Here is a 22,342-nt window from a genome sequence, read left to right as displayed (position 1 = left end):
ATGTTAGCGCAGAATCGTGCAAGTTTGCAACTGGAAATTCCGCATGAATACAGTAAAATCACGTAAAAACATGCAGAGAACGGCAAGATGTTATTACAAGAACGGCAACATAGAATATTAGAGATGTTGCGGGCGCAGGGCAGGGTATATGCCACGGAGTTGAGTCATCACTTGGGCGTGTCGGAAGACACAGTAAGGCGAGACCTGAACAGTCTGTCCCAGCAAGGGTTGTTGCGGCGGGTACATGGTGGTGCCCTGCCTTGCCAGCATGATTTGGTCGACTATCGGGACCGAAAGGATGAGGTCGAGCCAGCGAAACAAGCCATTGCCATGAAGGCGTTATCGTTTATTCAACCGGGGCAAACCGTGCTGATTGATTCCGGTTCAACGTGTTTACACATCGCCCAGAATTTGCCTACGCATTTTCCGTTTACGGTGGTGACTCCCAGCCCGCTTATTGCTAGTCAGCTCATTTCACATGAAAATATCGAGCTTATTTTGGTTGGAGGGCGGGTGTTTAAGCCTGCTATTATGTCTGTCGGCGCTGCAACTAACGCAATGTTGCAGGAAATCCACTTCGATCTTTGTTTCCTTGGTGTGTTTGCACTGCATACCAGTTCGGGTTTAATGATCAATAACCTGGAAGAAGCTCAGACATTAAAAGTCATGATTGCACAATCTGAGACAGTGGTGGGATTAGCTGATGCCAGCAAGCTGGATAAAGTAGGCACTCACTTTATTGCCTCGTGCGATAAACTGTCGGCTTTGGTGACCAGCAATGATGCTAACAAGGCCATTTTGGCTGAGTTGTCGGAAGCCGGCGTTGAGATTATTACAGCTTAAAGCCTTTCCGATTTAGAAAAGGCTTATGATGGCTGATAGTACAGCCTTATCGCAAAATGTTGTTCTCATGGCGCCAGTCCATTATTGTCCAATCCTGCATTTGTGCATGAAGTGCCAATGCAGGATCCGGGTTGACGGCAAACGGACGGTCGACGGCGTCTAGCATTGGCAAATCATTGATTGAGTCACTATAGCCATAGCTACCTTTGAACTGAATGTCTTGCTCGGCGATCCATGCTTTCATTCTTGTCACTTTTCCTTGTTGATAACTGAGTGTTCCGGTTGTTCTGCCGGTGATGATGCCGTTAATCTGTTCGAGGTTTATTGCAATGGCATCATCGGCACCGAGTAATTTGGCAATAGGTTTTACCAGGTGTTCACCTGTTGCCGAAATCACCAAGACTTTATCACCGCGTTGCTTGTGCCATTGAATTCGAGAAATAGCATCGTTATATAAGGCGGGTTTGATTTTTTCTTCGACGAACTCTGCAACTAACTGAGTCAGAGTTCGTCTGTCCATACCGATGATAGGTTTCAGGGTTGCCTGCATGTACCTATCCATGTCCATCGTACCCTTGGCATAGGCACTTATTAACTCGTGCTCTTCGGCTATCTGATTCTCTGGTGCAAGGCCCTTCTCGGCAATATGTTCACTCCATAGGCTAGCCGAATCAGCGGCAATTAGGGTCTCATCAAGCTCAAATACAGCCAGATAAGGCGTGTTGCTCATAGCCTGGTTCGAATGTGTCAAACTGCTTTTCCTTTTATCATTTCATCTGTCTTTTGAATTACCGCAGATCATAGTGACGGATTATGACAGTTCCCTTTCATTCCTATGTATTTTTGACGGCAGACGGGTTGTCAGACATAGTGTTACCCTTCATAACTGACTGAAAATCAAGTACTGTCTCATTAGTGAAACGAATGTAGATCCGAAAAATCTGTATAGTTCAAAGGAATTATGTGAGTTGCTTCCTAAGATATTGTACGGTTGCTATGAAAGTATGCGGGAAGAATTATGTTTGTTTATATCACATCGGCAACTATGGAAAGTCAGTGGCGAGAATATTAAGAACAAGGGATGAGCTCGAACAGCACCTGACTCAATCGGAGGTCGGGAGTTGCAGTGCTTACTATAAGGGAAACACGATGAAAAGTGCTTTCCAGCCAATAGTCTCAGCGTCTGGTGCGCTGTTTGGCTATGAAGCACTGCTTAGAATTTATTGTCAGGATGGGCTGCTGCTACAGACAGAGCCTTTCTTTAGTACAGGTTTTATGCCTTCCAGTGATCGGATAAACCTTGATCGTTTGGCCCGGGTTATACACTTACGGAATTTTGCGCGTTTTGTCTCTGACGGCGCATTGTTTTTGAATATGACGCCCATTGCAGCGTTAGATGCCGGTAGTCAGCAATATGGGTATAACTCGCTTATTTCTCGAGTCAAGGAACTGGGTTTGTCGAATGACAGGATTTATTTTGAAATCCTTGAGCATACCTGTGCCAATGACCGACTGCTCGTGAGTTCGCTTCAGGATATGCAGGATTACGGTTTTCGTATTGCGATAGATGACTATGGTGTCGATGCTTCATCGGAAAGCCGTGTCAGGAAAGTAAACCCGGATATTATCAAGGTCGACCGCAGTTTGTTGACAGATTATATGGACGGAAAACCAGAGGAACTTCAGGCTGTTATTAGCCTGGCACATGAACTCAATGCCAAGGTACTGACGGAAGGGATCGAAAGCCAGAACGACTTCAATACGGTTAGGGAGTTGGGGGTCGATTACATGCAAGGTTATTACATTGGCCGCCCTGTGCTGGTGAGCGAACTTCCCTGTCTTTTCGAGCCTATTATTTGATAGAGCCGAATGTCTATTGTCGCAGCCCTCTCATTTTCCACTGTTATCAGCAGAAAATGAGAGAATCATCATTGGTCAAGATTAGTGGGCAACGCCACCTTCGGTGAGTTTTTTGGGGTTGAGGAGCGACTCAAGCTCTGAACGGCTGAGATCTGTTTCTTCTTCCGCGACATCGATAATTGGTCTTTGTTCTTTATAGGCCTTCTTGGCTATTTCTGCGGCTTTCAGATAGCCAATTACCGGATTGAGTGCTGTCACCAATATTGGGTTTTTTGCCAGAGCCAACTGCAGGTTATCTTCCCGGACGGTAAAACTACCAATAGCTTTATCTGCCAGCAGTGTGGATGCATTGGCAAGTAGCTCAATACTCTGTATGAGGTTTAGCGCGATAACAGGCAGCATTACATTAAGCTGGAAATTACCAGCTTGTCCGCCAACGGTGATTGTGGTGTCATTGCCAATAACCTGAGCTGCAACCATAGCCGCTGCCTCGGGGATCACCGGGTTCACTTTACCCGGCATGATAGAGGAGCCCGGCTGAAGTGCTTCTAATTCTATCTCTCCCAGACCGGCAAGCGGTCCTGAGTTCATCCAACGTAAGTCATTGGATATTTTCATGACGGCCACCGCAGTTGTCTTGAGCTGGCCAGATAAGGCGACAATGGCATCCTGGCTGCCCAGGTTATAGAAAAAGTTATCGCTGCAGGAGAAATTGATTTCTGTCGAGACAGAGATATTATTGGCAAAAATAGCTGCGAATTCTGGCTCGGCATTGATCCCGGTACCCACCGCGGTACCACCCTGGGCCAGTGCTGTTATATTTTCCAGTGCATGTGTGATACCCAACTGCGCTTTTTCAAGTTGTATCTTCCAACCCTGCAGTTCCTGACCAAGCGTGACTGGCATGGCGTCCATCAAGTGGGTACGGCCTGTTTTTACCACGTGGCCAACAGATTCCGTTTTGCTGTCAATGGTGTCAATCAGGTGTTGCAGTGCCGGAAATAGCTGAAAGTGGCAGGCAAGGGCGGCACTGACCTGAATAGTAGTCGGAATCACATCGTTACTACTTTGGCCCATATTGACATGGTCGTTGGGGCTGACAGTTTTGCCACTTTTCTGGCTGGCAAGGGTGGCAATGACCTCGTTAGCATTCATGTTCGAGCTGGTTCCAGATCCTGTCTGAAAGACATCAATAGGAAACTGCTCTAAATGCTGGCCGTCGATGATTTCCTGGCAGCTGTCGATAATGGCATGGGCAATATCATGCTCGAGCAATTTGAGTTCCAAATTGCTGCGTGCAGCGGCTTGTTTGACAAAAGCCAGTGCTTGGATGAATTGCTTGGGCATAGTCATGCCGCTGATCGGAAAGTTGTCGACAGCTCGCTGAGTCTGAGCCTGATAAAGGGCATCCTGAGGGACGTGAACATCGCCCATGCTGTCTTTTTCAATGCGATAATGGGAGCTCATGATAGATATCCTTAGAATCCGGAGTTGTGGTGTAATTGCAAGAGGTTACGTTGTAGAGAATAGAGCTGGCGTTTCCCTTCGTCTGATTGGCCGTAGTACTTCTTTAATGCCATCAAAGGACAATGGAGATGATCGAGGCAGATGCGGCGGAAAATTCGCGAATGCCCTTTATGTGCAATAGCGTCAGTGAGATGAAAGAAGACTCGGCGTAAAAAGAGTTCTTGAAGTAAAGGGTTATAGTTAGGCGAATGGCGACAGTAATAGGAGGCGAGATTTAGCCCTGACTGGACAAAGTCGATAATAATATCGGGCTCAAAACCAGGTAATACAGGGTGATCGAGAAATCGCTCTTCTGCTTTGAAAAATAGGCTATAGAGCCGTGCTTTTTTTTCCATATGGCGTACCAAACCCTTGCGTCAATCGTAGTGATAATTATTATCATTTAAATTGTTAATGTGCAAGGTGCAATAATGGCATACGGTTAAGTTTATACTATCTGGTCGATAGCCCTTATCGCGAGAGGCCTGTTTATGGATAACAATAAAGCGTTGTGGTCTTATTCTTTGTGCAAAGAATATTATTTGCCACTCGCTATGATCTAAGTTGTGGGTTTGTCTTTTGCAAGCCAGAGAACGTGATATGAATCACATTCATTTGGTGACTGCGATAATAGATAGTTTGATTGGTCTGGTATGATGACGCATCACATACTTTGTTGTGGGAAGTAGTATGAAAGTATTAAGTGTTTTTTCGTCATGGATGTGTCTTGGCTGTTTGCTTGTTGCGGTCTCTGCAAAGGCTGATCCGGTTGAAGAGACAGCCTCCAGTGCGTTGACCGTCCCCAAGGCGATGAGAATGCTCCAAAACCAGGGCTACCATGATTTCAGGAAGATCAAGGTGGAGCGTGAAGAGAACGAAATTGAAGTTGAAGCGCGAGACAAAGAAGGCCGTAAGGTAGAGCTTGAAATCGACCTTTATACGGGCAAGATAACTGATATTGATTAGGCTGACAGCACTCGGCTATCAACCTTTAACCTATCCAACTGTCTGCTGTTTTTCTGCTAGGTTCTGACTAACATTGCGCAGGATTTAGCAGGAAGCCTTATCTGATAACACGTATCGTTGTTTTTATTGTCTAGACACACCTTTTCGGGTGTCACTACTTCAGCGGTTTCAATTAATGTGCCGTCCATATCGAGCAAGTCTATATAGTTACCTGCCGGAAGCGAAATAGTGTTCTCCTTGCTACCGTTGTTGATCACCACGATACCGGTGTCCCCGCGCTGGAACATCAGCAGATCGTCGCAATGCTCGAAGCTGTGCATCGGTTCGCCATGGGTAAGGTTATGGAATCGGATCATGCTTTGCAACATAGGATCCAGCCAGGTATCGAGCCACCTTGGTTTTCCGTCATCCGATAGAATGCCGCTGGTATCCAAGTCCGAGTAGATCAGCGGCACGCCACCGTCACGGCCCAGCACGTAACAATAGGCCAGTCGCTCGTTGTGCTCAGTCATGACTTGGTTGAGGAATACATCATTGTTGGGAATGTCGTGGGTCGTTGCGAAGGTAATGGCTCTATCATTAGCAAGTGCCTGGCCGACGGAGTATGGGTTGGCTAGATCCGTGATCGGTTCTCCTTTTTCAAATACGTTGAAAAGAGAATGAAATAACGGAAAGTCATATGCGCCAAGCCGGGTGTCTTTAAGGTATGGCTTGAGAAATAGCTCATATTCTTCTTTGGTTGCTCCACCGTCGGTAATGATCTCCCCGAAAATGTGGGTGCCTTCACTGATCTTTTCGTCCCAAACCTGTTGAATGTGCTCAAGCGTCAAATGTTTGGCCGCGTCGATACGAAATCCACTTATACCTAATAGTTTTAACGCTTTTAGGTAGGATTGTTGTATTTTTACTACATTATCATTGCATTTGAGCGTCGGTAGCCCGGGATCTTCATGCCCGCTGCTAATGCGGCCGTTCTGTACTTGCCATGGATCCTTCCAGTTTTCGATCGGAAACGCCTGAATAAAGTCACTTTCGGTGAAAAGCGGTTGAGATAAATCGCCAAATAGCCTTATTGATTCAAAATATTCCACTTTCTCGTCATAGTCTTGCAATATGCCCGCGTTAGGGTAGTCAAGATCAGTGCGAATATCGGACTCGTTAGCCATGTGGTTGAATACAATATCGGCATAAACCAGCAAGTCGTGTTGCTTCAAAGTAGTTGTCATCTGCTCGAAATCAGCAGTATTGCCAAGTTGGTTGTCAATAACCCGGTAGTCTTGTGGTTGGTATCGTTGCCACCATTGAGTGCCTTTGTTCGTTATTTTGGACTTCATCGGTGGCGATACTAGTACCGCTTTGAAGCCTGATTTGGCAATGGCTTCGGCATTTTCAGCTATACGGCTGTAAGGCCAGTCAAAGGCATGGAGAATAACATTGGTTGCCTTTGGCGATAGGTGAGTTGAAAAGCTCGTCGTCATGTTTTGTGCTTCCATTAACAATCTACAGAAAGTCTACTGGCTGCATTTGAAAAAGTATTCAGCTATTTACCTCCTAAAGAGGTAGGAGACAGGGGGAGTAGAGGCGTTTAGCTAGCAAATTCGGGCGTTCCGTGAATTATGACAATTATATAAAATCTCGTTATTGATATTTCCCACCAATAAATACGAGGACAAGGCAGTCACTGTCGGTGTGAAAGTAGTAGTCGTCATACCAATAAGTGTGAACGTTGTAATAAATTTTTACTTTTGTAATATATCAATCAAGATTCACTGCAAAAGCATTCTCAATAGGCATGGAAGTGTGGTATATATGAGCATGATTGCTTACTAACAAGGAGGTACACTATGGCTGGTGTTTTAGGAATGATTTTGGCAGGTGGAGAAGGGTCGCGTCTGCGTCCGTTGACGGATACGCGTACTAAGCCTGCAGTGCCATTTGGAGGTAGTTACCGCCTGATAGATTTCGCATTAAATAATTTTCTTAATGCTGATCTGATGAAGATTTATGTGCTGACTCAGTTTAAATCTCAGTCACTCTACGTACATATGAAGAAGGGCTGGAATGTCTCAGGTATTACGGGCCGGTTTATTGACCCGATCCCTGCTCAGATGCGGATGGGTAAGCGCTGGTATGATGGCACGGCAGATGCTATTTACCAGAATCTGCGTTTTGTTGAACTCGAAGAGCCGGACCAAGTATGTATTTTCGGTAGTGACCATATCTACAAAATGGATGTTAAGCAGATGCTTGACTACCACCTGGAGAAAAAAGCGGATCTAACGGTATCGGCCCTACGTATGCCGTTGAGTGAAGCCAGTGCCTTTGGGGTGATAGAAGTGGATGCCAATGGCTGCATGGTTGGTTTCGAGGAAAAACCTGAGAATCCGAAGTCCATTCCGGGTGATCCTGATCATGCATTAGTTTCCATGGGGAACTATATCTTTGAAACTGGCGTACTGAGCAAAGAGCTCGAGGAAGACGCAGTTAACGAACAATCAAGCCATGACTTTGGCAAAGATATTATTCCTAAACTGTTTCCGTTGGGTAAAGTATTTGTCTATGACTTTACGACCAATGTGATCCCGGGAGAGAAGAGCACAGGCTACTGGCGCGATGTTGGTACTATCGAATCATACTGGCAGGCACATATGGATTTGCTGTCAGAAGATGCGCCGTTTTCTCTATATAACCGTCAGTGGCAGCTGCATACTTATTATCCGCCACTCCCGCCCGCAACAGTGCTTGATAGCGAAGAGCACAAGGTTGATACCAATAACTGCATGATATCGGCTGGCAGCTATATTCGTGGCGCTAAAGTCTATAAGTCAGTATTGGGTTTCCGCACCAATGTTGATCATGGCTCTACAATCAGTGAGTCAGTTATTTTGGGTGATGTAAAGATCGGTGCAGGCTGTTCGATTCGCCGTGCTATTATCGATAAGAATGTTCATATCGCACCTGGTACGATTATCGGTGAGAATATTGAAGAAGATAAGAAGAAGTACCATGTGTCAGACGAAGGAATTGTCGTGATACCAAAAGGAGCAAAAGTTGGTTATTAGAAAGAAACCGATGTCAGGAAAATCGCTCAAGATATTATTTGTGGCGTCTGAGGTCGAAGGTTTGGTCAAAACCGGCGGTTTGGCGGACGTCGCCAAGTCGTTACCTTCAGCGCTTCAAGAGATGGGGCATGATGTTCGTATTGTCATGCCGCTGTATCAGAAGGTTGTAGGTTCTGAGCAGGCAGAGACACTGCTTGATACCGAATTATATGTTGCCCCTCAGCCTGCACCTGTAAGCTACCAGGTGAAAGCGCTGGAGAGTGGCAAGGTGACTGTCTACGGAGTCGATGCGCCTCAGTATTTTGCGCGCCCCGAGCTGTATGCAGAAAACAACCAGGCATATTCTGACAACGGTGAAAGGTTTGCATTTTTCAGTGCCGCATCGTTGGATTTGTGTGAGAAGATGGGCTTTCAGCCGGATGTTGTTCATTGTAATGACTGGCATACTGGTCTGGTTCCCTTCCTGCTCCGGACTCGGTACGCCGATGATGCGTTTTTTGCTCAGACGAAAAGCGTGATCACAATCCATAATGCGGTATTCAAAGGCGTATTTAATTATGAACAGTACAGTTTGATCCCTGAGCTGATTCAGCGTCGCTATATCAATGCCGAAGTCGACCCTTCCCATGTCAGTATGCTAAAAGCCGGTGTGGCTTATGCCGACAAGGTTAATGCCGTCAGCCCGAACTATGCCTCCGAATTACTCACGCATTTAGGCTCTCACGGAATGGAAGCAGACTTTCAGGCTCGTGCCGCTGATCTTTACGGCATCGTGAATGGCTGTGACTATCAAGACTGGAATCCAGAAACGGATCCCTTTATTAAGCAGAGCTTTAAAGCCAACAAAGTTAGCCTGGTGCGAGGTAAAAAAGCGTGTAAACGTGATTTACAGCAACAGGTCGGGCTACCGGTTGAAGATGTACCGCTTTATGGAATGGTTTGCCGTTTGACTGAGCAGAAGGGTATTCACTATATCATTCCGATGCTCAAAGACTTCCTGGTCAATGATGTACAGGTGGTGATAGTTGGAACGGGTGATCCCAAGCTGGCTGCGGCACTGCGTGATATTAGTGGAGCCCATAAAGAGAAGTTTGCTTTTGTCGAGGCCTACAGCAATCCGCTGGCACATTGTGTTGAGGCCGGTGCAGATTTCTTTATGATGCCATCAGAGTTTGAGCCGTGCGGATTGAATCAGATGTATAGCCTTGCTTATGGCACCTTGCCGATTGTGCGTGGGGTGGGTGGTCTGAAGGATACCGTGATCGACTATGATCAGACTCCGCAGGTGGCAACGGGCTTTATTTTTGATGCACCGACGCCGGAAGCCTTGCTTATTAAGCTTCAGCGTAGTCTATTGCTATATAGCCAGAAGCCACAAGAGTTTAAACGCCTGCAGCAAAATGCAATGGCGTGTAAGTTTGAGTGGAAGGAATCGGCTGAGCAATATGTCAATATGTACATGGGACAAGAGCAGGGACGCGTTGCTTCCCCTCAGGCTCCCGAGTATTTAGCGTAGAATAGCTGCTGCTCAGTTGTAGCAAATAAGATAGTAAGCAATATCCTCTCAAAGCCCTCCTTCATGAGGGCTTTGCTTTTTCTGGAATAAAGCCTTTCATTCTAATAGTTGATTATCTCCTTATAGGATTTATTTTGTCGACGTGAGTCAAGAAAATACTGCTGATACTTTGAACACTATAATAAAAGTGCAATAATTTCGAAGCTTGAAATAAATGGCGGGCATTTGATCTTCGCTTAAGTCGGGGGGCTTATTTTCAAGTCGTATACGGCACTGTTTATGTTGCCGAAAAAATTATAGGCGTATTGCTGTTATTATAAGAATCGTAAAGGGAATCAATGTCTAATCTAACTCTTCGGCAAAAACTGGCGCTTTCGGCCAGTATCGCCATTATCTTGGGTGGAATGCTGGTAACGGCACTTTCATTTATCTCCTCGTTGGGTCGTCTTGATGATGATCTTAATGATCGGCTTCGCGGTGTTGCATCGGCTTATAACAATTACGTTATTGATTGGATGGATTCAAAAGCGTCGGCTCTGTCGGCGATGTCAACGAATGCAACAAATGATGCCTTGACCGAGCACTTAAAACAGGTCCGGGACTCGGCAAAATTCGACAATGTGTTTCTTGCCTTTAGTGATGGTAGTCAGGTTAATGCCAATGATGTCCAGCTTCCACCGGGCAACAACGATCCGCGCAAATGGGGTTGGTATCAAAATGCGATCAAACTTAATGGCGCTGTAACGGTAGAAAACCCGACGATTGCGGCAGCAACAGGCGCTACGGTTGTTTCTATGGGCAAGGCGTTAACAGTGTCAGGCCAGCGTGCAGTGCTTGGTGCTGATGTCGAGATGGCGAACATCATCAAACAGCTGGAGGAGGTGACATTGCCTGGTGAAGGGTACATGTTCATCGCTAATGCCGAAGGGAATGTTTTTGCTCATGCTGATTCATCGCTGTTGAATAAGACTATTAGCACGATTGATAGTGATCTGACTGATACCTTGATCAAGAACTTAGCTCGTGAAGGGCATATCGAGAAGAAGGTGCTAAACGGTAATGAAAGCTTTGTCTTTGTTGCGCCGATTGAGGGCAAAAAGCTAAACACTGTTGTTGTGATTGACTATGACTCTGTCGTGGCACCCCTATATAGTACGCTCTATGATCAAATGCTGACGACACTGCTGGTTGTGATTATTTGTGTCTTCTTGTTTAACCTGCTTTGTGGGTATTTGTTCAGGCCTCTGAAGCAAGTATCCAACGCCTTGGCACTGATCGCGCAGGGCGGTGGTGACTTAACCCAGCGTATAGAGCTGGACAGTAAGGATGAGGTGGGAGAGTTAGCAGCGAACTTTAACCAGTTTGTAGCCAGCCTGCAGTTGCTGATCGGCCATATTCGCACCCAGGGCGTTGAGCTAAGCCAAACGTCGAGTGAGGGGGTACAGCGCGCAGATAAATCGGCACGTGATCTACAGTGCCAGCAAGACGAGATCGCCATGGTGGCAACGGCTGTTACAGAGATGGCTTCAGCTACTCAGGAAATTGCTTCTCATGCTGAACAGACTGCCCGGGCGGCGCAGGACTCGACAACTCATACTCACAGCGGCAGCGAGCTGGTGGCTCAGAGCAAAGTATCAATCAATAATCTGGCTACTGAAGTGAGCGAAGCGACAACGGTTATCAGTGAGCTCAATGACCATGCCCAGGGGATCAACAGTATTTTGTCGACCATCCAGGGGATTGCTGAACAAACGAACTTGCTGGCTCTGAATGCAGCTATCGAAGCGGCACGCGCAGGCGAGCAGGGGCGAGGTTTTGCTGTTGTGGCAGATGAAGTCAGAGTGTTGTCTCAGCGAACTCATACCTCGACAGAAGAAATTCAGTCAATGATTGCGACATTGCAGCAAACGACGTCTAAAGCCGTTAACCTGATGGAAACCAGCTCACAACTGGCGCAGTGCTCGGTAGAAGATGCTGATCAGGCGACGGCGGCACTGGAGCAAATCAATGATTCGGTAGCCATGATCAGTGATATGGCCACCCAGATTGCAACAGCTGCGGAAGAGCAAACACATGTTACCGATGAAATCACTCAAAATACGACCACGATTAAAGATGTGACCGATCAGTTAGCAAATGATGCCAGCGAGGCTCGCCAACAGGCTGAGCACCTTAGTACTCAGGCAACTAACCTGAATGACAAAGTGGCGACATTCGTAGTGTAACGGCAGTGAGTTGGTTGCATACAGTCAGGGCTTAATACCCTGAACCTAGAACCTAGAACCTAGAACCTAGAACCTAGAACCTAGAACCTAGAAGTGAAAGCCTGTGAAACCTTAGTCGGTATCGCAGGCTTTTTTATTTATGGGGTTATTCGCTGAGCTGCTGTCCGCAGGCGATTAGCTGATGCTTGATGTCATTGACATGATCAACAAGGGGATCATTGAGATGGTAAATACCGACAGTTCCGGTCTGGGCCTTCTGATCTTGCGTGAGCGGTACGATATTCGACAGCGAGAAGTAATCAGCCATACTCAGCGGGTAGGGCATTATCGCGGTGGTGGTCGTGAGGATATCAATGCTGGCAGTGAGTGAGTTGATCTCATAGACGATGCGCTCAGAGACTTTTTTTCTTTCCCGCTCCAGTTGTTTGGGCTGTGGATTCTCGATGAGATGTTGATAGGTTTCGGAGTCCGGCGTGACCTGAAGCAACGGGTAGAGTTCGGTATCTGAGTCTTTTCCCTGATTGAGCAGTAACGGATGGGACTGGTGAACGAACAGGGCTTCTTTATCCTGGAGAAGAGGTATAAAGCTGACATTACAGCGTCGTGACAGGCCGATGATTTCGTGTCCGACAAACAGGTCAATTTGGCCATGGATCAACATATCCATTAGCTTGAGGTGGTTACCGAACTCCAGCTGAATAGAGATTGAAGGGTTATTGTGGCTGTATTGTTGCAGTGCTTGCTTGACGAAAACTTCCCACCAGGCATCGCCTGTCCCCATTCGGATCTTCTCGGTCTTTCGCTCTTTGAGATCGGCCATTTTGTGCAACAGGGCATCATGGCGACGTTGTAGTTCAAGAGCCTGCTCCTGCAAGAGCTGACCATACTCGGTGAGCTCTACGCCTTTTGATTTACGGATAAAGAGCGGGACATCAAAGCTCGCTTCCAGCTTTTTTATGTTGCTGGTCAGTGTCGGCTGGCTGAGCCCAAGGTGGCTGGCTGCCAGGCTGATATTGCCCAGTTCGGCAACGACAAGAAATTGTTTGTAGCTTTTATCCATAGGGAAAAGAAGAACAGAAAAATAATATCGACAAGTCTCACATTTATTTGAATGGAAGAAAATGCTCAATGCCTAATTCTTGTGATCATGGTCGCCTAATTCTACTTTGATATAGATTTTACCTATATCATCTTGGGTTTTATGTATTTTAAATCCACAGAAAACAGCTTTATGATATCGGCAATAAAGATATCACTTGTTAGATTTTGCCTTTTTTAGGGAGCCAATTTTCATGAAGATGACGCCGAAGTGGTGGCATGATGCTGTTGTTTACCAGATTTATCCTCGTAGCTTTTGTGATTCTAACAATGACGGAATGGGGGATCTGCAGGGGATCATCGGCAAGCTGGATTACCTGAAAAAACTAGGTGTAAACGTGATCTGGCTATCGCCAGTGTACCGCTCGCCAATGGATGACAATGGCTATGATATTTCTGATTATCAGGATATCGCCCCTGAATTTGGCACCATGGAAGACATGCAGCAGCTACTGGCTGAGGCCAAGCAGCGTGACATTCGAATTATCATGGATTTGGTGGTAAACCATACTTCCGATGAGCACCCGTGGTTCATTGAGTCACGTAAGTCAAAAGATAACCCGTACCGTGACTACTATATTTGGCGTCAGCCAAAAGAAGACGGTTCTGTGCCTGATGATCAAGGTTCCGTGTTTGGCGGTGGTGCGTGGGAGTTTGATGAGACGACTGGCGAATACTTCTACCATATCTTTTCTAAGAGGCAGCCTGATCTGAACTGGGAAAATCCGAAGGTTCAGGAAGAAGTACACAAGATGATTAACTGGTGGATTGATCAGGGCATCGGTGGCTTCCGCCTTGACGTAATTGACTTGATCGGCAAAGAAATTGATAAGAAGATCACGGGTAATGGTCCGCGTCTTCATCAGTTGATCCAGGAAATGAACCAGGCGACCTTTGGCAAAAAAGATTTGTTAACGGTAGGCGAGACCTGGGATGCCACTCCTGAGATTGCCAAGCTGTATAGCAACCCTGCACGCAACGAGTTCTCGATGGTATTCCAGTTTGAACATATTTCTCTGACCTGGAAATACGGTGACAAGTGGAATCCAATCGATCTTGACTTGCCTCAGTTCAAGCGTGCTCTGACTAAATGGCAGGTAGAGCTGGCTGAGGAAGGCTGGAATTCCCTGTTCTGGAATAACCATGATTTGCCGCGTGTGGTCTCTAAGTACGGTGACGTCGGTCGATATCGTGTAGAGTCGGCCAAAATGCTGGCGACAACGATGCATATGATGAAGGGTACCCCTTATGTCTATCAGGGTGAAGAAATCGGTATGACCAATGTTGCCTTTGACAGCATCGATGATTACCGTGATATCGAGACCCTGAATTTCTACAAAGAGCGAACCGAAAACGGTGTTGCACCTGAAACCATGTTGGCTGCGGTACATGAAAATAGCCGCGATAATGCCCGAACGCCAATGCATTGGGACAAAACAGATAATGCCGGATTCTCTCAGGCTCAGCCATGGATAAAGGTTAACCCTAACTATCCGGAGATTAACGTAGAAGCTGCTCTGGAAGATCAGAACTCCGTCTTCTATCACTATCAGAAGCTGATTGAGCTTCGTAAAGCTTTACCGGTGATTGTGTATGGTGACTTTGAACCTGTATTTGAAGATCACGATAAAGTGTTCGGTTATGTCCGTACAGATGAGCAACACCGCCTGTTTGTTCTGAATAACTTTACCTCTGAAGAGGTGGTATTGAATATACCGGTAGAGCTGCAAGCTGCTAATGTTGAATGTATTATTTCCAACTATGACTATCGCCAGCAAATAGAGGAAACGGTAACGTTAAAACCGTATGAGTCTTTTGCGGTGCTGCTGCCTGCATAACCAATACAACATGAATGATTAACTCGCTATAGCTCCATTCATTGTCTTGGCTCTATTCAATAGTTGTTTGAATAGAGCCTTTTTTTAGCTTGAGTATATAGCTTTTATTAAAGCTTCGGCGGTCATCAGCGGTAAGTCGTATTACTGGTGAAGACGCTCATCTCCAACCACTTGTCCGTCTTTGATGTTAATTATCCGGTGTGTGCGTTTTGCTAGCGCGGTATCGTGAGTTACGACAATGAGTGTTCTTCCTTCCTGGTGTAATTCATTGAACAGGGCTTCAATCTCGGCGCCTGAACGTGAGTCTAGGGCCCCTGTTGGCTCGTCAGCTAAGATGATCTGCGGATCGTTAACTAGCGCCCGGGCAATAGCCACACGTTGTTTTTGACCGCCAGACAGCTGGTTTGGCTTATGATCCATACGATCGCCCAGCCCGACACGTTCCAATAAATATGCTGCTTTTTCTCGCCGCGCTTTCGATTTTATCCCTCGGTAGACTAAAGGCAGCGCGACATTGTCCAACGCACTGGCATATTCCAGCAAGTTGAATCCCTGAAAAACGAAGCCAATGTTTTTGTTGCGTATCATTGCCAGTTGTTTACTGGTCATGACTGAAACATCTTCATTATTGAGGTGGTAACTACCCAAAGTGGGCTTATCGAGGCAGCCTAACACATTCATTAGCGTTGATTTCCCTGAACCCGACGGCCCCAGAATCGATAAGAATTCCCCCCGGTTTATTTCAAGTGAAACTTGGTCCAGTGCGCGAACCGTTTCCTCGCCACTTTGATAGTGCTTACTAATCTCTTGTAATTGTACTATTGGGGTCGATATCGACATACTTGTCCCGCTTGGTTGATTATTTCTCTCAGTCATTTTGCAATGCTTCTAGTGGCGTAATAGTGGCGGCGCGATTGGCTGGAAACCATGCTGCAGCAATGCCAACAAGGGCCAAGGACATAACAACAATTACTACAATGGGTATTGACAGCTCAGGTTTAGGTTTCCCTAGTTCGTCATAAATGATGTTGCCGTCGAGCGGTATATTTTGAAGCAGTTCTATCAGGCTAAATGTCAACATTAGCCCGATCAGCCCGCCTATTGTCATGGTCAGTAAAGATTGCAACAGATAGTGCCGCTTTATATCGCCTGGTGTGGCACCTACCGCCATTCTGATCCCTATATCACGGGTCGCCCGTTTTACTGTTGCATACATGATGTTGGCAATCCCAATACCAGCAACGCCCAAGGTAACTAAGCCAATAATGCCAAGGAAACTCTGTAGTCCAATCAAGAAGCGACGCATGGTTTTCTGACGCAATAACAAATCCTGTGTCTGAACAAGCTGATCGTCTTCCATACTGGCCCCGTATTTTCGTGCGATCACCTGTTTTACCTTCTGCGCAACCACAGTCCGATCAATGTTTTTTTTCGGCTCTATATTGATAGCATTCAATTCGCCATTGGGGTTGAAGCGTTGCCACGTTGAAAAAGGAATGAAAACGGCGTAATCCAGAGGGGTTCCACTTTCGATATAAGAGCTATCACTTTTTAATAAGCCAATCAAAGTAAAGGTTTCATTGCCGACCTTGACGGTTTTACCAACCGGATTGGTTGTCAATTTCGGTGAGTCAATCCAGTCAAAATCATCATTATTACTGAAGAGCTCATAGGCGGCACTTTGGCCCAGAATGATGACTTTGCGCTGTTCTTTTATATCCATTGGATTAAACCAACGCCCACCTAGTGCTATGTCAAAGTCCATCAGATCTTTATATCCCGGAAAAACGGCCAAAGGCGATTGCCAGGTGCCATTATCCCCATGAGTTACATTAGTCGTCCAAAGGGCGCTCGGTTCGACTCTGTTAACAGACGGAAGGGCACGGATCACTCCGATATCCTCGGGCTTTAGCTTGAGCTGCTCTCCCTGATGAAACCGACCGAAATCTTTAATCGCATAGCCGCCATTCAAGTAAATCAATTTACCGTTACCGCTTTCTGAGCTTCTAATCAGTCCCTGACGCAGACCTTCACCCGCAGCCAGCATTACTGTAATACAAACCGTTGCCCATACTACGGCTAGGATCGTCAGGAACAGGCGTAATTTTTCGGCAGCCATCTCTTGCAATATTTGTCGAATTACAAACATGTCATGCCCTCGCATTCAAGGCTTTTACGGGAGTTAATGCGGATGCTCTTTTCGCCGGAAAGAAAGATGCGACGAGCGCCAATGCACCGGTAACGCCAAGGGTCATTATCACGGCATCAAGGGTAATTTGCGGAATACCAAGCCAGTCAGGTATTCCGACTGTCGTCATGAGTATCACTGTGCCATAAGAGATCAAAAGTCCAAGCCCGGTACCGGCTAATACCAATAAGCCCCCTTCGGTAATAAACTGCAGCAATATGGATGCTGGCGTGGCGCCAATCGCTAAACGGATACCTATTTCACGAGTACGCTCTGTTACCGATAAAAACATAATGTTGGCAACACCAAGTGCACCTACGGCTAGGGTCATAGTTCCGCTGGCACCAAGAAAGAGCTGGATACCACGAAGCAATGACATGAAGAACTTGGCCTCCCGGCTGAAGTCAGGCAGATATAGCGCGCGATTATCTGTCGGATCAAAATGCTGCTGTTTGGCAAAGAATGAAATCAGGCTTTTCCTCAGAACAACGCCGGAGATCCCCTCTGCGGGTTCAACCAGTAACATGGACGGGGTCTTCTGCCATAAATCGGTAAAGGTAGGACTTGGCATCATGACCTGTTGTTCGTCATTATCCATACGAACGCCTCCTTCACTTTGCTCGGTTATGCCAATGACTGTAAAAGGAATGCCGTTTACCTTTATTTGTCCGCCTAAAGATAAACCGCCGATATTCGCTAATTGCCAGCCTACTACGACCACTCGGTTGTGATTTATAATGTCGCTTGGAGTGATATTACGTGAGCCCTTGATTAGCCTGAACTTGCGCCAGGCAACAAAGTGACTGTCAACACCTCGAACGTAGCCGGGTAAACTGCGACCATGCTTATCTGTAACGGATGCCTCCCAGTTTTGGTAAATTACCGAGAGTTTTTTTACTGCTGATTGATGCTCCAGCTGGCGCATTTCCGCTTCGCTGATCTTTATTTCCCGCCTGGCTGGTAATCCTTGCCAGGGCTTGCTGGTCACTCCCTGATAAACAGACTGAGTATCACTCATCAAAATCGAAAATGACTGAGTATTAACCTGATAGAATCCTTCACCAAGCGCCACCAGCACCAATACCGAGACAACCCCCCATATAATGGCAATTATCGCCAGTAAACTTCGTAGCCGGTGGGCAAGCAGAGTTTGTAGCGTTTGTTGAAGCATTGCACTCATGATTGTAATGCCTGTGAGATATGCTTAACGGTATCGTCGTTGAGCTGGCCAACAGATTTAAACAGTGCGACTCGATGTAACCAATATTGGTACAGCAATGATTGCAACAGGTTACGGCTGTCAAACAGGTTATTGTGTGCAGTGATCACATCGTCAGCGTTCGCAAGTCCGGCTTTATAAACGGTTTGTTTATTTTCAAGCGCTTTTTCTCGCGAGCGAATCTGCTTTTGTGCCATTTCAACACGTTGCCAATCGAGGTCGATCTGATTAAAGCGACTTTGAACAAGTTCCCTGATATTGATTTCGACCAAGCGGACATCTTGTTTCGCTTGCAAAACGTCCAGTTTGGCAAGATCAACACTGGCACGGGTAGCACCATTTAGATCAAGCGGTAAACTCACAGAGATACTGGCGTTTAAATCATTATGACGGGCGTTGTCGTTATCGCTGTACATAACCCGCCCGTTGACGACCGGATAGTAACCAGACTGCGCCTGTTCCTGCTTGAACTCGACCGATCTGAGTTTTTGTTTGGCTGCAAGTAGCTCGGGGCTATTATTTTTTGCCATGGTTAGCCATTCCGCTTCAGTTTCAACAGCCATGCGCGGTTGGGTCAGATTCTTGGTACTAATTTCATCTATTTGTTGTGGAAAGTGGTTTATCAAGGCTGCGAGGGCAGCTTTCTTTTGCTCAAGCTCTGAGCGTCGAGCCAACAGTGCGGCTTCAATATCAAGCTGATTTGCCCGGGTATCTTCGAACTCGGTTGACATTACCTTGCCAGCTTTAAAATTCTGCTCAATGACATTGAGCATCTTAGTTCCTTCTTTTAGCTTTTGTTCCGCAAGGCGTAGATCTCCCTGAGCTTTGGCCAGTTCCAGATAGGCAGTAATGAGTTTTTCAGCCAAGTCGTTGTGTGCCTGTAGGCTTCTTAATTGCGATTCCAATGCAGATGCTTCAGATGCATCCAGTTGTGACCACTTACTGCTATCCCACAGAACCTGATTTAAAGTCACGTTGTAGCCATTGCTATCTTTGTCGTGTTCATACCAGTTGCTGCTGGCACCAAGTGATAATTCCGGAAGCAACTGACTACGACTGCTGCGAATATTCGCCTCACCTACTTTTTCGTTAATCAGTGCTTTCTGGTAGTTGGGGTCATAAGATTTTGCTGCGTTCCAGGCTTGTTCGATCGTCAAGGCGTAACTTGGCATACCTGTGCTTAGCAGTAACAGAAATAGCCCGGAATATAGTGCTTTTGGCATGACGGTATATTTAAACCGCTCATATAAATGATGGTTAGACATTAGGACCTCCCATCATACTTGAATCTACAATCTCATCTCCGTCAGACAGGCCTGAGACCACTTCAACATTAATGCCATCAGACAGGCCTAGCTTTACAGGTTTCGTATGGAAGCCTTGCTTAGATTCGTCGGCTACCAGCACTTCCGGTGTTTCCCCCTCAAACTGCAAGACACGCTCTGGAATGGTCGTAACCGCTTCCGCCTTTTTAAGGGTTATTTGGGCTGTTGCCGAGAAACCGGAACGGATTGTAATGCCTTCCGGGAACTGAATATCACCGACTTCAACCTCAAAGCCATTATCAAAGCTCTGGTTGTTATTGCTTGTTGTCGCATTCAGCTTTTCTGACTGGACGGCAACCTTTTTTAAGATGCCGGTTAATTCTTGTTCAGAGTACGGAGCTAGGATCAGTGTAACGGGCATGCCGACATGAAGTTGCGCCGCATCATGCTCGCTGACGCTGCCTTTGAAAATCATGTCCTTCATATCCGCCAGTGACATCATTTCCGTTGCGGACTGGCTGGATTCAGTTGAGATGATTGGCTCGCCAACTTCTACTTTTAGGTTGAGAACCGTACCGCTGATGGGGGCGAAGATAGTCGATGTCAGCTTCGATGCTCCTATCGAAGACTCGCCACTGCGGATTAAATCCAGGTTTTGTTGCTTTTGCTGAAGATCGGCAATTGCTCGCTTCACTTTGGCTTTAGCTTCAATATATTGCCCGTAGTTTTCCGGTACGATTTTCTGAGCGACAAGACGTTTAAGGTTATCTAGCTGAATTTGACTGGATTCTAGCTCGGCTTCGCTCGCCATTAGTTCAGTCATTGCTTGGGTAAGGCGCGCAGGTGTTGGATTGGGACGAATTTTAAATAGAGGTGTACCGACTTCAACATTATCACCTTCCTGGTGATAAACCTCGCCGACAATCCCTTCAATCTGGGATTTTATCTGTACCGAATGGGCTGGAACTATCTGTCCAACAGCGACTGCTTGCTTTTCAATCGTCCCGATTGATGCCGTAATGACAGGCAGAGTGTTATCAGTCTCCGATACTGGATATAAGTAATACCCGGCACCGGCCAAGCAAACAATAGTCAATGACATTGCTATCCAGCGTTTTTTCATAATGAGTTCCGTGGTTGAAAGGTTGTAAAGAGAGCGTCAATCGCAGCAAAAGTATGCCTAAACAGACAACGATTCTTTGTACTTATTTGTCATATTTTGTATGAAACAGCTTGATTTTGAGGTGCATTAAACAGTAATTAGTTATCGTAAGTCAATAAGTAATTATCATTTTATGACAGAGTGTTCATGCATGAGCCGCTAAGATCTCTTGTAGAAATACTTGGTGACATTAGCTCTGGCACTCGGTTTTAACTCGTAATAAAATTGAATATAGGCATTAATCATACAAATCAGGCGTGCTAAAGAACAGATTAATGAACGGAGTATTTTTTTGATAGTGATCAAATGATTGTGCTGACTGTCTGCGAAATTAGGGATATTGCAACTTCGGCTGATTTCATTATAAACAGGCTGAATTGCGGTATTAACAAATACAATTTTATGGGAAGAAAATGCTGCATTATCAATATACAGAGCATGATGTTGTCTTCACGCTGCCTTATCCGGGAGATGAGCTTTATCTGGTTGGGACTTTCAGTAATTGGCAAAAGCAGGCGGCATTCAAATTTGAAAAAAACGGCAACGGTTTTGTGCTGAGAAAACCGAGAGATGAACTGAACAAAATTGGTAACTCAGGTTATATAGAATACTGTCTATGGGGGGATGATGCGTCTCAGCCGCTTCCGTTTAATAATGAATACCCGGTTGGCTATTACTTCAATAGCCAAAGCTTTGATAGTCAAGGTAACGGCGGGTGCAATTACTTGTTGCTGCCGGAAAATATCAGCCAAACAGAGCTGACCCAAATAGCCAAAGACAGCCAACGTTCATTTACAGTCAAACAGTCAGCGTCAGAGTTCTTGTCCGAATATACCTTGGCAAACTTTCGTCAGGTTGAAGGGGGGAATATCGCTGAGGGTAACCTTTTTCGATCTTATCATCCGCTTGTTCCATCCCGTTCTGAGCATGTTGCTCTGTGTGATGTTGAAGTACAGCGTCAGGGCGTCGCGATGAAATTGCTTGAACGGCACGGTGTTCGTACTGTGATTAATTTATCTGAAACATCACAACAGTTGGCCAGTTATATCCATTCGGCTCCAGCCAGCTATTACAAAACACTGTGGTTAGAGCAGCAGGTTGTAAACGTACCGGTCGCCTACGAGACGGTCTATTTTATGTCAGATCGGGATGAAAGCTTTAATGCCGAGGAGCTTGGTTTTCAAAGCGGAATACGGGCGGTGATCCGATACATTGCGGATAACCCAGGTCCTTACCATGTGCATTGTCGCTTGGGTTCGGACAGAACCGGTGTGATTATTGGCTTTCTTCAGCTATTGATGGGGGCCGACAAAGCGCAAATTAGGCAGAATTATTTGCAGACTAACGAGATGGCTATTGGGGAATACCGAAGCTTCCGTTTGCTCGAACAGGCTTTGTGTCGCGCATTGGGGGAGGATTGTTTTGACAATGATGTTGTCGCTAAGCGCTATCTGCCTAGTTTGGGCTTATCAGGCGCAGTCATTGACAAAGCCTGTCGAAATTTGGCCTGTAAGGCGTAGTTGATAGCTGTTTCTAACCAGTAATACCTTATTGGCGTATAACAAAGCCCAGCATGAGCTGGGCTATTGTTCGT

18 protein-coding genes are annotated in these 22,342 nt (G+C 46.2%); 8 read left to right on the top strand and 10 right to left on the bottom strand.

Annotated elements, in window-relative coordinates; genetic code table 11:
- The first annotated feature begins 87 nt into the window (after nucleotides 1-87).
- On the top strand, nucleotides 88-843 hold the full coding sequence (locus BIT28_RS17910; RefSeq protein ID WP_075766202.1) for a DeoR/GlpR family DNA-binding transcription regulator: 756 nt from the start codon (nucleotides 88-90) through the stop codon (nucleotides 841-843).
- A 46-nt stretch (nucleotides 844-889) separates the two neighbouring features.
- Here BIT28_RS17910 and BIT28_RS17905 read toward each other — a convergent pair whose 3' ends face one another.
- Nucleotides 890-1,594 carry an HAD family hydrolase gene (locus tag BIT28_RS17905; protein ID WP_245823752.1) on the bottom strand — a complete coding sequence of 235 codons (705 nt, stop codon included), beginning with the start codon at nucleotides 1,592-1,594 and terminating at the stop codon, nucleotides 890-892.
- A gap of 398 nt (nucleotides 1,595-1,992) precedes the next feature.
- Here BIT28_RS17905 and BIT28_RS17900 point away from each other — a divergent pair, with 398 nt between their 5' ends.
- Nucleotides 1,993-2,703, top strand: coding sequence for an EAL domain-containing protein (locus BIT28_RS17900; protein WP_075766198.1), 711 nt, complete (start codon nucleotides 1,993-1,995; stop codon nucleotides 2,701-2,703).
- 81 nt (nucleotides 2,704-2,784) lie between these two features.
- On the opposite strand, the gene BIT28_RS17895 is transcribed toward BIT28_RS17900, so the two are convergent.
- Entirely contained in the window at nucleotides 2,785-4,170 is a 1,386-nt protein-coding gene (locus BIT28_RS17895) for a class II fumarate hydratase (RefSeq protein WP_075766196.1), read from the bottom strand.
- A gap of 11 nt (nucleotides 4,171-4,181) precedes the next feature.
- Nucleotides 4,182-4,565 (bottom strand): hypothetical protein, encoded by a 384-nt coding sequence (locus tag BIT28_RS17890; protein WP_075766194.1) that lies wholly within the window; start codon nucleotides 4,563-4,565, stop codon nucleotides 4,182-4,184.
- A gap of 334 nt (nucleotides 4,566-4,899) precedes the next feature.
- On the opposite strand from BIT28_RS17890, the gene BIT28_RS17885 reads away from it, so the two are divergent.
- Nucleotides 4,900-5,175, top strand: coding sequence for a PepSY domain-containing protein (locus tag BIT28_RS17885; protein WP_083651937.1), 276 nt, complete (start codon nucleotides 4,900-4,902; stop codon nucleotides 5,173-5,175).
- Between the two features lie 56 nt (nucleotides 5,176-5,231).
- Here the strand turns inward: BIT28_RS17885 and BIT28_RS17880 are convergent, their stop codons facing one another.
- A complete protein-coding gene (locus BIT28_RS17880) occupies nucleotides 5,232-6,653 on the bottom strand; it encodes an alpha-amylase family glycosyl hydrolase (RefSeq protein ID WP_075766192.1) in 1,422 nt (473 codons plus the stop codon).
- A 366-nt stretch (nucleotides 6,654-7,019) separates the two neighbouring features.
- On the opposite strand from BIT28_RS17880, the gene glgC reads away from it, so the two are divergent.
- From glgC to BIT28_RS17865, 3 genes are all read left to right on the top strand, one after another.
- Nucleotides 7,020-8,237 (top strand): glucose-1-phosphate adenylyltransferase, encoded by a 1,218-nt coding sequence (gene glgC, locus BIT28_RS17875; protein WP_075766190.1) that lies wholly within the window; start codon nucleotides 7,020-7,022, stop codon nucleotides 8,235-8,237.
- Nucleotides 8,238-8,247: 10 nt separating this feature from the next.
- Nucleotides 8,248-9,753, top strand: coding sequence for a glycogen synthase GlgA (gene glgA, locus BIT28_RS17870; RefSeq protein WP_075766188.1), 1,506 nt, complete (start codon nucleotides 8,248-8,250; stop codon nucleotides 9,751-9,753).
- Nucleotides 9,754-10,091: 338 nt separating this feature from the next.
- On the top strand, nucleotides 10,092-11,978 hold the full coding sequence (locus BIT28_RS17865; RefSeq protein WP_075766186.1) for a methyl-accepting chemotaxis protein: 1,887 nt from the start codon (nucleotides 10,092-10,094) through the stop codon (nucleotides 11,976-11,978).
- Between the two features lie 145 nt (nucleotides 11,979-12,123).
- On the opposite strand, the gene BIT28_RS17860 is transcribed toward BIT28_RS17865, so the two are convergent.
- Nucleotides 12,124-13,038, bottom strand: a complete 915-nt coding sequence (locus tag BIT28_RS17860; protein WP_075766184.1) for a LysR family transcriptional regulator — start codon at nucleotides 13,036-13,038, stop codon at nucleotides 12,124-12,126.
- Nucleotides 13,039-13,276: 238 nt separating this feature from the next.
- Here BIT28_RS17860 and BIT28_RS17855 point away from each other — a divergent pair, with 238 nt between their 5' ends.
- Complete coding sequence (locus BIT28_RS17855) at nucleotides 13,277-14,914, top strand: glycoside hydrolase family 13 protein (RefSeq protein WP_075766252.1); 1,638 nt, start codon at nucleotides 13,277-13,279, stop codon at nucleotides 14,912-14,914.
- A gap of 141 nt (nucleotides 14,915-15,055) precedes the next feature.
- Here BIT28_RS17855 and BIT28_RS17850 read toward each other — a convergent pair whose 3' ends face one another.
- From BIT28_RS17850 to BIT28_RS17830, 5 genes are read right to left on the bottom strand one after another with little or no spacing between them, the layout of a single operon-like run.
- Nucleotides 15,056-15,790: an ABC transporter ATP-binding protein gene (locus tag BIT28_RS17850; protein WP_281251581.1), complete on the bottom strand. Its 735-nt coding sequence runs from the start codon at nucleotides 15,788-15,790 to the stop codon at nucleotides 15,056-15,058.
- Nucleotides 15,783-17,063, bottom strand: coding sequence for an ABC transporter permease (locus BIT28_RS17845; RefSeq protein WP_075766182.1), 1,281 nt, complete (start codon nucleotides 17,061-17,063; stop codon nucleotides 15,783-15,785). The genes BIT28_RS17850 and BIT28_RS17845 overlap by 8 nt, the downstream gene beginning before the upstream one ends.
- A 1-nt stretch (nucleotide 17,064) precedes the next feature.
- On the bottom strand, nucleotides 17,065-18,282 hold the full coding sequence (locus BIT28_RS17840; RefSeq protein WP_075766180.1) for an ABC transporter permease: 1,218 nt from the start codon (nucleotides 18,280-18,282) through the stop codon (nucleotides 17,065-17,067).
- On the bottom strand, nucleotides 18,279-19,586 hold the full coding sequence (locus BIT28_RS17835) for a TolC family protein (RefSeq protein WP_245823750.1): 1,308 nt from the start codon (nucleotides 19,584-19,586) through the stop codon (nucleotides 18,279-18,281). The genes BIT28_RS17840 and BIT28_RS17835 overlap by 4 nt, the downstream gene beginning before the upstream one ends.
- On the bottom strand, nucleotides 19,579-20,709 hold the full coding sequence (locus tag BIT28_RS17830) for an efflux RND transporter periplasmic adaptor subunit (RefSeq protein ID WP_075766178.1): 1,131 nt from the start codon (nucleotides 20,707-20,709) through the stop codon (nucleotides 19,579-19,581). The genes BIT28_RS17835 and BIT28_RS17830 overlap by 8 nt, the downstream gene beginning before the upstream one ends.
- 452 nt (nucleotides 20,710-21,161) lie before the next feature.
- Here BIT28_RS17830 and BIT28_RS17825 point away from each other — a divergent pair, with 452 nt between their 5' ends.
- On the top strand, nucleotides 21,162-22,268 hold the full coding sequence (locus BIT28_RS17825) for a tyrosine-protein phosphatase (RefSeq protein WP_075766176.1): 1,107 nt from the start codon (nucleotides 21,162-21,164) through the stop codon (nucleotides 22,266-22,268).
- Nucleotides 22,269-22,342 lie beyond the last annotated feature (74 nt).

This window comes from Photobacterium proteolyticum (assembly GCF_001939735.1).
Taxonomy (GTDB): Bacteria; Pseudomonadota; Gammaproteobacteria; order Enterobacterales; family Vibrionaceae; genus Photobacterium; species Photobacterium proteolyticum.
The sequence above is the reverse complement of the archived record's forward strand: the minus strand, read 5'-3'. Positions and strand labels throughout refer to the sequence as shown.